The sequence below is a fragment of the Actinomyces lilanjuaniae genome (genome assembly GCF_003606385.1).
Taxonomy (GTDB): Bacteria; Actinomycetota; Actinomycetes; order Actinomycetales; family Actinomycetaceae; genus Actinomyces; species Actinomyces lilanjuaniae.
The window spans coordinates 1,296,372-1,308,669 of sequence record NZ_CP032514.1 but is presented as its reverse complement, the minus strand read 5'-3'; the positions used below and the strand labels follow the sequence as shown (position 1 = coordinate 1,308,669).

10 protein-coding genes and 1 pseudogene are annotated in these 12,298 nt (G+C 67.8%); 4 read left to right on the top strand and 7 right to left on the bottom strand.

Features of this window, described 5'->3' with window-relative positions; translation table 11 throughout:
- The first annotated feature begins 95 nt into the window (after positions 1-95).
- Positions 96-950, top strand: a complete 855-nt coding sequence (locus tag D5R93_RS05600; RefSeq protein ID WP_119834940.1) for a sugar ABC transporter permease — start codon at positions 96-98, stop codon at positions 948-950.
- Between the two features lie 79 nt (positions 951-1,029).
- Here the strand turns inward: D5R93_RS05600 and D5R93_RS05595 are convergent, their stop codons facing one another.
- Both D5R93_RS05595 and D5R93_RS05590 read right to left on the bottom strand, forming a co-directional pair.
- On the bottom strand, positions 1,030-2,223 hold the full coding sequence (locus D5R93_RS05595; RefSeq protein ID WP_120204230.1) for a glycerate kinase: 1,194 nt from the start codon (positions 2,221-2,223) through the stop codon (positions 1,030-1,032).
- A gap of 99 nt (positions 2,224-2,322) precedes the next feature.
- A pseudogene (locus D5R93_RS05590) lies at positions 2,323-3,703 on the bottom strand (M20/M25/M40 family metallo-hydrolase).
- Positions 3,704-3,743: 40 nt separating this feature from the next.
- Between D5R93_RS05590 and D5R93_RS05585 the strand changes: the two are divergent.
- A complete protein-coding gene (locus D5R93_RS05585; RefSeq protein ID WP_119835217.1) occupies positions 3,744-4,340 on the top strand; it encodes a DUF3043 domain-containing protein in 597 nt (198 codons plus the stop codon).
- A 133-nt stretch (positions 4,341-4,473) separates the two neighbouring features.
- On the top strand, positions 4,474-5,481 hold the full coding sequence (locus D5R93_RS05580; RefSeq protein WP_119834937.1) for an aldo/keto reductase family protein: 1,008 nt from the start codon (positions 4,474-4,476) through the stop codon (positions 5,479-5,481).
- A 178-nt stretch (positions 5,482-5,659) separates the two neighbouring features.
- Here D5R93_RS05580 and D5R93_RS05575 read toward each other — a convergent pair whose 3' ends face one another.
- A complete protein-coding gene (locus D5R93_RS05575; protein ID WP_120204228.1) occupies positions 5,660-6,706 on the bottom strand; it encodes a quinone-dependent dihydroorotate dehydrogenase in 1,047 nt (348 codons plus the stop codon).
- A gap of 149 nt (positions 6,707-6,855) precedes the next feature.
- Here D5R93_RS05575 and ypfJ point away from each other — a divergent pair, with 149 nt between their 5' ends.
- A complete protein-coding gene (gene ypfJ / locus D5R93_RS05570; RefSeq protein ID WP_119835216.1) occupies positions 6,856-7,761 on the top strand; it encodes a KPN_02809 family neutral zinc metallopeptidase in 906 nt (301 codons plus the stop codon).
- Positions 7,762-7,784: 23 nt separating this feature from the next.
- On the opposite strand, the gene D5R93_RS05565 is transcribed toward ypfJ, so the two are convergent.
- The 4 genes from D5R93_RS05565 to D5R93_RS05550 all read right to left on the bottom strand — a co-directional run bounded on the left by D5R93_RS05565 (position 7,785) and on the right by D5R93_RS05550 (position 12,101).
- Positions 7,785-8,726, bottom strand: a complete 942-nt coding sequence (locus D5R93_RS05565) for a carbohydrate ABC transporter permease (RefSeq protein WP_119834935.1) — start codon at positions 8,724-8,726, stop codon at positions 7,785-7,787.
- A gap of 2 nt (positions 8,727-8,728) precedes the next feature.
- Positions 8,729-9,649 carry a carbohydrate ABC transporter permease gene (locus tag D5R93_RS05560; protein ID WP_119834934.1) on the bottom strand — a complete coding sequence of 307 codons (921 nt, stop codon included), beginning with the start codon at positions 9,647-9,649 and terminating at the stop codon, positions 8,729-8,731.
- A 59-nt stretch (positions 9,650-9,708) separates the two neighbouring features.
- Positions 9,709-11,001, bottom strand: coding sequence for an extracellular solute-binding protein (locus D5R93_RS05555; RefSeq protein ID WP_120204227.1), 1,293 nt, complete (start codon positions 10,999-11,001; stop codon positions 9,709-9,711).
- A 77-nt stretch (positions 11,002-11,078) separates the two neighbouring features.
- Positions 11,079-12,101 (bottom strand): LacI family DNA-binding transcriptional regulator, encoded by a 1,023-nt coding sequence (locus D5R93_RS05550; protein WP_120204224.1) that lies wholly within the window; start codon positions 12,099-12,101, stop codon positions 11,079-11,081.
- Positions 12,102-12,298 lie beyond the last annotated feature (197 nt).

Here is a 12,298-nt window from a genome sequence, read left to right as displayed (position 1 = left end):
CGGAAGGACTGGCCAGAGCGCCTGTAGGACCAGCGAGGAGACCCCCTGGGAGCCCACCAGGAAGGCAGCCCGGAAGGACAGCCCCGGACAGGCGCATGCCCCTGAGGCGGTGGGCGCAGGAAGTGGGGTGGCGCCATGTCGTGGGGCTCCTCGCCCTGGCCTTCGCCGCGTTCCCGGTCCTGTACGTCGTCTCCGCATCGCTCAACCCCCAGGGCACGCTGGCCTCGACCGGCCTGGTCCCCACCGAGGTGAGCCTGGCAAACTACACGGAACTGCTCTCCGGACGCCACGGTCCTTTTCACCGGTGGTACCTCAACAGCATGCTGGTGTGCACGACGGTGGCCGGCACACAGGTCCTCTTCTCCCTGCTGGGCGCCTACGCCTTCTCACGCTTCCGCTTCACCGGTCGCCGGGGAGGCCTGCTGACGGTGCTGCTGATCATGATGTTCCCCGCGACCCTGTCCATGATCGCCGTCTACACCATGATCTCCGACCTTGGCCAGGTCCTGCCCGCCGTGGGTCTCAACACCCTGGTCGGCTACAGCCTGGCCCTCATGGGCGGCTCACTGGGGCAGGTGTGGCTGATCAAGGGCTCCTTCGACACCGTTCCCCGCGAGCTGGACGAGGCTGCCGTCCTTGACGGGTGCACCCACTGGCAGGTGTTCTGGCTGGTCCTGCTCCCCACGCTGCGCCCCATCGTCGCCACAACCTTCCTGCTGGCCTTTATCAGTGTCATCAGCGAGTTCCTCCTGGGAGGGATCTTCCTGACCGACGGCTCCGTCAAGACGCTGGCCGTCGGCCTCTACGGGCTGCTCGACGCCAACCGCTCCAGCAACCTCGGCGTGTTCGCTGCCGGGGCCGTCCTGACGATGCTTCCTGTCATCGCCCTGTTCCAGCTCCTCCAGCGCTATATCGTCGCCGACTCGACCCTGGGCTCTGTCAAAGGATAGTCGTCAAAGAGGAGGCAAAGAGGAAGCAAAGAGGAAGCAGGAGAAAGCCCACCGGCTGGTAGGCCAGGCCAGCCGGGTCCTACCGCGACCAGCTGCGCGCCAGCCGGGCCCCCATCTCCTCCAGCCGCTGCCGCAGAGCCTGCTCGCCTCCGGCGTCCCAGCCACCGCCGTCGGTGTGGGGCTGCTCCAGGGAGTAGACCGAGGAGACGCCGGCACCAGCACGCTCTCCCCGAGGAAGAAGGCTCCGTCCTGCCACCAGGACGACGGGAAGCGCCCGGCCCTGGGCAGCACGCGCCACCACCGCCACCGGGCTGTCCTCAAGCAGGTCATAGACCTCTCCAGCAGCGGTAACCACAAGGTCCTGCCTACGGACAGACCTCTCCAGGCCAGTCAACCGGGCCATGACACGCGCGCCCGGTAGCGCCCAGGCCCCCAGCGCACGTAGCACCAGTGCGGTACCTCCGGCCGCCCCGGTCCCCCAGGTCGTGGGTGTAAGCCGCTGAGGCTGACTGTCTCCCAGGACAGTCAGCCCCTCAAGCCTGCCTGTCTGGGCCACCCGAAGCAGGTCGGCCGCGTGGCGACAGGCCAGCCGGTCGCGCTCCTGAGCCTCCCACTCCTGGACACCCACGGTCATGCCCAGGCCCGCTCCGGCACCGTCCATGCCTCCCAGCGCGACACCGTCAGCCAGCACCAGGCCCAGGCTGCGCCCCTCCACGAGGGCGCGACCACCCCTGACACCTCCCAGAGCGGCAACAGCACCGGCACCACCGTCATGGACAGCCGACCGCGACAGCCCGACCAGCAGGGTGTCAGCAGGAGCCGTACGGCGCAGGGCCTGGGCAACCACGGCACCCAGTCCATAGGTGGTCCCCTCTCGCGCCTCCTGGCGGGCCTGGGCCGGGTCGGCAGGTAGCGCGACCAGCCGTGCGGCATCAAGGAACCAGGTCCGCCCCGACGCCCTACCACCACCTGGACCCGCTCCGGAAGCGGGGGCAAGCTGCAGCAGGTCCACCTCCCGGACCTGGCCCACAGGCCCCTGCCCTTGAAGAGCCTCACGTACCGTCACCATGTCGGAAGGCACCACCTGGGCCGACCCAGGACCGCCGTCAGCGACGGGAGCCTGCACCACGACGTCGGCACCGCGCGCCTCCTGCCACCCTCTGGCCAGGGCTGCCGCGACCTGCGGCGCCGCCAGCCCAGCGCAGCCCTCCCCCACCAAGGGAGTCCCGCTCGGCTGCGCACGCATGTCGCCAGGGGCCATGAGGACCCTCATAGGTTGTCTCCCTCCTGGTGGTACCAGCCAGTCACCGGGCGCCGTCACTCCCGCTGCGCCCAGTACTCCCGTCGACCAGGCCCCGACCGTACCTTAGCGCTAGACGGCGCCGCCCAGCCGCGCCAGCAGCAGGGCCTCAGCAAGCACCGCGCTCTCCAGGTCACCCAGGTGCACGGACTCGTCCTCGCTGTGAGCGCGGGTGTCGGGATCCTCCACACCAGTGACCAGGACCTGAGCGTGCGGGAAGGTCCTGGTGAGGACGGAGATGAACGGAATGGTCCCGCCCTGGCCCACGGACACCGCCTCCCGCTCCCAGGCGGTCGACAGCGCCCACAGCGCGGCCCGGCAGGCCTCGGTGTCCTGCGAGCCGTCGAAGGACGGCCCGCTCTCGCGGCAGGAGACGCTCACACGGGCTCCAAAGGGAACGTGCGCCCTCACGTGAGAGGTCAGCGCCTCCAGCGCCTGCCCCTGGTCCTGGCCCGGCGCGGTGCGCAGGGACAGGCGTGCCGTGCAGGAGGGGGCCAGGACGTTTCCTGCCAGGTCCAGGGGAGTGACGTCCATACCGGTCACTGTCAGGGCGGGTCTGGTCCACAGGCGCGTCGTCAGGTCTCCGGTCCCCGCCAGCCTCACCCCCTCAAGCACCCCGGCGTCCGCCCGGAAGTCGGCCTCCGGGTAGTCGGGTGCCCCGGTGGCGGTCTGGCTGCGCGAGACTAGGCCGTCGATAGCGACGTCACCGTTGTCGTGGTGAAAGGATGCCACCAGTCGGCACATGAGGGTAACCGCGTCCAAGATGGGGCCGCCGTACTGTCCTGAGTGCAGGGCGTGGTCCAGGACCTCCAGGTGGATGTCCACCTGGAGGACACCGCGCAGCGTCGTGGTCAGGGCCGGTACGCCTACTTTCCAGTTCATCGAGTCGGCCACAACGACGACGTCGGCGTCCAGGCGCGAGCGGTAGGCCTCCAGGAAGGCCGCGAAGGTGGGGCTGCCCACCTCCTCCTCCCCTCGACGAGGACCGTCACCGAGCAGGGCAGCTCCCCTGCCCCAGGGCGCTCAGGACCCGCAGGGCGTGGACGTGGGCAACGATGCCGGCCTTGTCGTCGGCGGCACCGCGGCCGTAGAGTCGCCCGGCGTGGTGACGTACCGTGAAGGGGTCCTCCTGGTTCCAGCGCTGAGGGCGGCCCACGGGCTGGACGTCGTGGTGGGCGTAGAGCAGCACGCGCGGCGTCCCCGTCGGCCCCTGCCTGTGGGCAAGAACCGCCGGGGCACCCAGGACGCCGCCATCACCCGGTGCTGAAAGGACCTCAGCCTCCAGCCCGCTACCCTCCAGCAGGGCAGCGACGGCCTCGGCGCTGCGCCTGAGCTGGGTGCGGTCGTGGCTGGTGGCGGACACTGAGGGGATGGCTACCAGCTCGGACAGGTCTGCAAGGACCGTCTCGAAGGACGTCCGGGTCGCGGCTCGCAGGGCGTCAACGGTGATCATGTTTTTAGAGTATCGCGACGTTACGGCTACCCTGGTCACTGTGAGTCCGTCGAAGAGCCGCCGTGAGACCGCCCAGCCGGAACCAGCACCCGCCGCCCCCCGGTCCGCGGGGAAGGGGCGCCCCACTCCCCGGCGTAAGGACGCGCAGGCCCGGGGACTGCGCCCTGTCGTGCCTGTGGACCGCAAGGCGGCCAAGAGGCAGGCGCGGGCGGCACGGGACGAGGCCTGGCAACGTCAGCGCGAGGCCATGGCCACCGGCGACGAGAGGTACCTGCCAGCCAGGGACAAGGGTCCCGTCCGGCGCTACGTCCGCGACTTCGTGGACGCGCGCTACTGCGTTGGGGAGCTCTTCATGCCCCTGACCTTCTTCCTGATGCTGCTTATGCTGGGACTGTCCTCCTGGCTCGCGCTCGCCTCCGCCTACCTCATGCTCGCAGTCTATGTCGTCTTCCTCCTGGCTATCGGGGACTCCGTCCTGTGCTGGTGGCAGGTACGCCGCAGGCTCGACACGGCCTTCGGTAGGGACAAGGCGCGGGAGCAGGGGTCCGTCTTCTTCTACACCTTCATGCGCTGCATGCAGCTGCGGCGCTGGCGCCAGCCTGCCCCCCAGGTGCGCCGACGTGAGTTCCCCGCCTAGCCCCGCCGCGGCCTCCGGCCCTGGAGGCTGTCCCCTCCGGCAGGGACACACCCTCATTCGCGTGCCGTGAAACAAACAAGTTAGTGTGCACGCCAGTGTGGTTGCGGCCACGCTACCGTCCTAGGGTGGAGCCATGGTTACTTATCGTCACCTAGGCTCATCCGGACTGAAGATCACTGAGATCACCTACGGCAACTGGCTGACTCACGGGTCCCAGGTGGAGGCGGACACCGCCACGGCCTGCGTTCACACCGCCCTGGACCTGGGCATCACGAGCTTTGACACCGCCGACGTCTACGCCAACACCGTGGCGGAGGAGGTCCTGGGGCGGGCGCTGGCGGGGCAACGCCGCGAGTCCCTGGAGATCTTCACCAAGGTCTACTGGCCTGTCGGCCCCAAAGGCCCCAACGACGTCGGCCTGTCGCGCAAGCACATCATGGAGGGCATCGACGGCTCGCTCAGGCGTCTGGGCACCGACTACGTCGACCTCTACCAGGCGCACCGCTACGACTACGCCACCCCGCTGGAGGAGACCATGCAGGCCTTTGCCGACGTGGTGCGCTCCGGCAAGGCGCTGTACATCGGCGTCTCGGAGTGGACGGCGGACCAGATCCGGGCCGGCCAGGAGCTGGCCACCCAGATGGGCTTCCGCCTGGTGTCCAACCAGCCTCAGTACTCCGCCCTGTGGCGGGTCATTGAGGAAAAGGTCATCCCTACCTCCAAGGAGCTGGGACTGGGCCAGATCGTATGGTCTCCCATGGCCCAAGGAGTCCTGTCCGGCAAGTATCTGCCTGGCCAGAAGCCGCCAGCAGGCTCACGGGCCACGGACGACAAAGGGGGGCAGCAGATGATCTCGCGCTGGATGCGCGACGACATCCTGACCGCTGTGCAGGGGCTGCGGCCGGTCGCGCAGGAGGCGGGCCTGTCACTGCCGCAGCTGGCGCTCGCCTGGGTCCTGCAGAACCCGAACGTCTCGGCAGCCATCATCGGGGCCTCCCGACCCGAGCAGCTAGAGGAGAACGTCAGGGCCTCCGGGGTTGTCCTGGACCCCGAGGTCATGGCTGCGGTAGACACGGCGCTCCAGGGAGCGGTCCTCACCGACCCCGCACTGACCACCTCGCCGCAGGAGCGTCCCGCATAGCCTGGCTAGGCTAGGGGACCTGAGGAGCCAAGCACGGGCAGTGGGAGGCACCACGGGAACCCCACTCCTGCAGTGCCCTCCCGGGCCCGCAGGGCTCGGTGCCCAGGGGCACCCAGGCGCTCCCGCAGATGCCCTGAAAAAACCTGCACGAGACCCTGGTCGCCGCTCACGGCGCGGCTCAGCGCCTGGGGTGGCCCAGGGCCAGGGCACGGTTGACACGGCCCGGCCAGGCGGGGCCGTTGTAGACGAACGCAGAGTAGGCCTGGAGCAGGTCGGCTCCAGCCTCAAGCATGAGTTCGGCATCCAGGATCGAGGAGATACCACCCACTCCGATGATGGTCGGCTGCTCCCCCAGCTGCTGGCGGAGGCGGCGCACGACCTCCAGCGCCCGGGACAGCAGCGGCGCCCCGGACAGCCCCCCCTCCCCCAGGTCATGGTCTGTGGTGGTGTTGGTCGCCACTACGCCGTCCAGCCCCATGTCCAGCACCAGAGCGGCTACAGCGTCAACGTCCTCGTCAGCCAGGTCAGGAGCGATCTTGACCAGGAGCGGGACGTGGCGACCAGCCGCCTCGTCACCAGCCTGGCGCACCGCGCTGAGGATCGGGCGCAGGGAGCTGACGTCCTGGAGACTGCGCAGCCCAGGTGTGTTCGGGCTGGAGACGTTGACTACGAGGTAGTCGACCCACCGGGCCAGCCTGGAGGCGCAGTAGCGGTAGTCACCTACCGCGTTAGCCAAGGACGTCGACCTGTTCTTACCGATGTTGGCACCCACAACGATGCTGCGCCCGCGTACCGTGGAGCGCAACGCACGCAGCCTCCTGGCGGCCTCGTCGGCCCCCGAGCTGTTGAACCCCATGCGGTTGCGGATGGCCCGCGTCGCCGGGTAGCGCCACATGCGGGGCCTGTCATTGCCCTCCTGAGGCTGGGCAGTCACGGTCCCGACCTCGACGAAGCCGAAGCCAAGCATGTCCAGGCCCTCAACTGCCCCGCCCTCCTTGTCCATACCTGCGGCCAGTCCCAGGAGGCCGGGCACCGGCCGCGCGAAGGGCCCTCCCTGGTTGGCGCTGGGCACCGGGAACGCCGGACGCCGCCCCCACACCTGGCGCGCCATGTCGCGCGCGAGGGGAACCCGGCTGACGGTCTCGATCGCCTCCAGGCACACGTCGTGGATACGCTCCGGGTCAACGCGGGTCAGGACGGTCTTGTAGAACAGCTCGTAGAACACCTGCCCAGGGTACTCGCCACGCTGTGTCCTCCCGGCAGACCCCAGCAGGGAGGATGCAACGCAGACACACCGTCCTGCAGGCAGCGGATGGCCCGGCCCGGCAGCGGGCGCTAGGCTGGGGTGACGTCCGCTTGTCCCCAGGGGTGCCCATGTCCTTCAACCGCGACATCAAGATCGACCCGAACCGCGTCTCCACCCGTTCCGGTGGCAGACGCGGCGCGTTCATCGGCGGCGGGTCGGTCCTGACCGTCGTGGCACTCATGCTCGTCTCCCAGCTGACCGGCATCGACCTGACCGGTCTGCTGGGAGCCCAGCAGGACACGACGCAGGTCTCAACCTCCTCCACGATCGACACCTCCGTGTGCACGGACGGGGTCAGCGCCAATGAGTACACCCAGTGCCGCATGATCGCCACCGCAGAGTCCCTGGACGCCGTCTGGGGAGCGCAGCTGCCCGCCCAGGCGGGCCAGGCCTACCGACAGCCCCAGTTCGTCCTGTGGGACGGCTCCTCGGTCAGCTCGGCCTGCGGAAACGCCTCCAGCGCCGTCGGCCCCTTCTACTGCTCCGGGGATGAGAGCGTCTACCTGGACATGAGCTTCTTCACCGACATGGAACGAACCCTGGGAGCCCAGGACACGCCCCTGGCCGAGGAGTACATTGTCGCCCACGAGTTCGGCCACCACGTCCAGCACCTGACCGGGAGCATGGCTGCGGCGGACCGCTCCGGGGCCGGGGCGACGTCAGACTCAGTACGCCTGGAGCTCCAGGCCGACTGCTACGCGGGTGTGTGGGTCAGTCACGCCGCGACGACGCCGGACCCGGACACCGGGCAGCCCTTCCTGGTGACCCCCACCTCTGCGGAGATCCAGACCGCGATCAACGCCGCCGAGTCCGTGGGGGACGACCACATCCAGCAGCGCAGCTCGGGGCCAGTAGACTCTGACTCCTGGACCCACGGCTCCTCCCAGCAGCGTGTGCGCTGGTTCACCACGGGCATGGAGCAGGGGACAGTGTCAGCCTGCGACACCTTCGCCGTCAGCCCTGACCGGCTCTGAGACCACCGTGGCCGCCGTGGCGTTCACCCTTTGACCGCAGTACCCGCCAGCGACTGCACGAAGGAGCGCTGGAAGATGACGAAGACGACGAGCACGGGAAGGGTGATAAGGGTGCCGTAGGCCATGACCTCGCCCCACACCGGGTTGAGCTGGAAGAAGTACTGCATTCCCACGCTCACCGGCCGCATGGACTCCTGCTGGACCACCATGAGCGGCCACAGGTAGGAGTTCCAGGCAGGCAGCATCATGATGATGGCGACCGTAGCGAAGGTCGGGCCGGACAGCGGTACGACGATCCTGCGGTAGATTGTCCACCACCCGGCGCCGTCCACACGGGCAGCCTCGTCGATCTCCTTGGGGATGTCGCCGAAGTGCTGAGAGAACAGGAAGATCGCCAGCGCGTTGGCCACGTAGGGCAGAATCTGCACCTGGTAGGTGTTGAGCATGCCCTGCCTGACCAGGAAGCCGTCGACGACCCACTGGACTGAGGGCAGCCGGGCGACCCAGAAGACCAGCGGCACGGCAATGGTCTCGAAGGGCACCATGAGGGTGGCCAGCACGAGGGACAGGATGATGTTCCTTCCCCTCCAGCGCATACGTGAGATGGCGAAGCCGATCATTGAGTTGACGACCAACCCGAGCCCCACGATGAGCACGGTAACGATGACGGAGTTGAGGATGAACCGGCCTGCGGGGACGCGGTTGAACACTCCCTCGTAGTTGTCCAGGCTCAGCTCTCCCACGGGCAGGAAAGCCCGCACGGTGCCAAGGTCAGCAAAGATCTGGTCGTCGCTCTTGAGCGAGGAGAAGATCATGAACAGCAGCGGGAAGACAGCGACGACCGCCGCGACGGTCAGTCCGACATAGGTCAGGACCCTGGAGCGGATCCTGGAGGCGGCACGGCCTCGGCCCCTGACGACAAGGACGCTGGTGCCGGGTCGTTCGGTAGCAGCCGCAGCGGCCATGTTTAGCCCTCCTCCCGGGTGAGTCGACGCTGGATCACACTGATGGCAAGGACGGCAATGAAGAAGATCAGTGAGATCGCGCTGCCGTACCCCATGTCCTGCTCGCGGTAGCCCCTGCGCACCGCGTGGTAGACGATCGTGGAGGTGGCGTCCTGCGGCCCGCCGGAGGTCATGACGTCGACCTGGACGAACAGGCCCATCGCGGCAATGGTGATAGTCACCAGGATGAACACCATGGTCGAGTGGAGCCCGGGCCAGGTCACGTAGCGAAACCGCTGCCAGCCGTTCACGCCGTCGAGGGAGGCCGCCTCGTAGAGGGTCGGATCGATGCCCTGCAGCCCCGACAGCCAGATGATCATGTGCAGGCCCACCGCCTGCCAGATGGACAGCACGATGATGGCTGGCATGGCCGTGCCGGGGTCATTGAGCCAGGCGACAGCGGTCCAGCCACCACCAGTGACGGTGTTCAGCACGGAGTTGAACAGCCCGTCCTCCTCGTAGAAGAAACTCCACAGGATAGAGACCACCACCATCGAGGTGACCACTGGCATGAAGATCATGGTGCGGAAGGCCGTGACTCCCCTGACCTTCTGGTTGACCAGGATCGCCAGCGCCAGGGCGAGCGCCGACTGGCAGGGCACCACCACCAGGGCAAAGAAGGCGGTGTTGGTCAGGGAGCGGATAAACGTGGGGTCGTTGCGGAAGACCCGGAAGAAGTTGTTGAGTCCGACGAACTCAGGTGGGTTGGGTGAGATGAGCCGGACGTTGGTGACGCTGAGCACGAACGTCAGGACAACAGGGACACCCATAAACAGCAGAAGCAGCAGCAGGGCGGGCGAGGACATGAGCCAAGCCGCTCGTGCCTCCTTGCGCGACGCGGCAGAGCGGCCGCGTCTGTCGGTAGCTGTGGACGGAACAGGCATGGGAGCCTCCTTCCCGGCAGGGTTTGCCTGTAGGCGCCGGTGGTGGGGACGCGGCGGCGTCAGCCGACCTGGTACCCCTTGTTGGACCTGATGTCGACGTCGATGTCCTGTGCGGCCTGGTCCAGCGTGGACCTGACGTCCGCGCCGGAGACGATGTCTCGGGCTGCCTTGTCAAATACCGAGGAGATGACCCTGTAGCCGGGGGTGGGCGGGCGCAGCAGGGCGTAGGTGCGACCGATCTCGTAGACGGGCTCGAGCGCCCCACCCTCCCGGTAGTAGTCGGTCTGCCCGATGGCGGACTCCACCGAGGGGAAGTTGCCGATCGCGTTGGAGTACTCCACCAGGTACTCGTCCTGCATGAGCAGCTCGATGAAGGCGTTGGCGGCCGCAGGGCTGGGACTCGTGGCGGACACGCCCCACTGCCAGGAGCCTCCTCCCACTTTTGCACCGTGCCCAAAGTCGACAGGTGGCAGGATGAGAACCTCCTCCCGGCCAAACGTCTCCTGCGACTGCAGGACCTTCCACCCCCCGGCGTAGTAGAGCGGCACCCTGCCCTGGAGGAAGTCCTGCCCGTCGGTGGCGGGCGTCTGAGAGGCGTAGCCCCGGGTGAAGCACGAGCGGAACCACTCCCCCCAGGCGACAGCCTCCGCCCCGTTGAGAAGGCCCTCAGCGGTGTCGAGCGTCTCCCGGTCGATAAGGTCACCGCCGAAGGACTGAAGCATAGGTGCGTAGGCGTAGGGCCACCACTCAGCAGAGTCCGCCACTGAGAAGTCGATGACGTAATCGTAGTCGGACAGCCTGGAGAGCCTGGCAAGGGCGTCATCAAACTCCTCTCCGGTCCAGGGCCGCTCGGTCGTGGGGACCGCGACACCCGCCTCCTCGAAGGCAGACCTGCGTCCCAAGAAGCACAAGGAGGTGTCATAAGGACCGATCGAGTACAGGGTGTCGTTCCAGTAGCCCTTGGCAGAGCTGATGATGCTGTCCTCCAGCTCGGAGGAGACCTCCAACGGCGCCAAGTACCCGGCCCACGCCCAGCTGGGCATGATCGGTCCGTCCAGGTCGAGGACGTCCGGCAGGTCCCCGGCAACGGCGGCGGCAGCGACAGAGTCGTTGTAGGAGGCCTGGGGGAAGGACTTCACCTCCACCGGGGTGTCGGGGTTAGCCTCGTTGAAGGCGGTGACTGCCTTGCGGACCACGGCGAGCTCCTCCTCGTTGCCACCGTTGTGGGTCCACAGGGAGATGCCACCACCGGGGCTGGCACCTCCTCGGTAGGAGGAGCAGGCGGTCGTCGTGGCCGCTGCAGCGGCAGCAGCCGACGCCGCGAGGAAGGCACGGCGAGTAGGAACTGTCATAAGGCACTCCTTTGTGCGTTACTGGGTTCTCACGAGGGTTGTCGTGGGACCAGGAGGGTTCAAAGCGTGCGGGTCCCTCAAGGTCCCGAGGGCGAGGAGCCGACGCGCGGAGCGGCTGTGGAGCCACGGGTGACCAACTCGCAGGGAAAACGGTGCACGGCGGGAGGGTCGGGCAGGTCACCTGTGACAAGCCGACGCACCAGCCAGTCAGCCATCTCGTAGTGCGGTAGGCGCAAGGTAGTCAGGGCGGGGGCCAGATTGGTCGAGATGAGCCTCAGGTCGTCAAAACCGACAACCGCCAGGTCCTCAGGAACAGACAGCCCGAGAGACGCCGCCGCACGGTACACCCCGGCTGCCATCCCGTCGTTGTAGCAGAAGACGGCGGTAGGACGGTCCCTGCGCTCCAGGAGCCTCCGGGCAGTCGCCTCGGCGGAGTCAGGATCATTGCCACCGCTGACGACGAGCGAGGTGTCCGTGCCGATCCCGGCCTCGCGAAGGACCCTGAGGTAGGCGGCACGGCGCAGTCCTACGGCGAGCGCCGGGTCGTCGTGGGTGATGTGCCCGATCCGCCGGTGGCCAAGGGCCAGAAGGTGGGTGACAGCCGCTCGGGTAGCGCCCTCCTCGTCAGGAACCACACCAACGACGTCGTCCCGGTCGGCAAAGCCGTTGAGCACGGCGACGGCCTCCGGCCCGGGAACCACGTGCACCTCCTGGTGGTACATGGCGGCATAGAGGACGGCGTCGACCCGCCGTGACCGGAACTCACGCACAGCCCTGCCGGTCTGCTCGGGGTGTCCACCAGAGTCTGTCAGCAGCACCGACCAGCCCAGCTCCCGGCTAGCAGCGAGGATGGCCTCGATCATTGCCACGGCATAGGGCGTGGACAGGACCTGCTCAGCCAGGACACCGATGGTGCTGGTCCTACGACTGCGCAAGCTACCGGCCAGCGCATCACGCACGTACCCGAGCTCGTCAGAGACGGCACGCACCCGGCTAGCTGTGGCAGAGGAGACGCGTCCCTCCGCCTTGCCGGACAGGACCAGGGACGCGGTAGCGGTGGAGACCTGCGCCCTCTGCGCAACCTCAGCAAGAGTCGCCATCGTCCCCTCCTGGCTGGTAGCGGGGCCGGGCAGCCTCGCCCGACAGCAAGAGTCTGGACCCCGAGACCGCGTTAGTCAACCGATTAACTTCCTGGTCACAGGTACCACATCGGTGTCGCCAAGGCTCTTCGGAGACACCACCACGCCGAACAGCCTGGCGCTGACGGGCTCCTGGGCACGTACCAGCTCACGAGCGT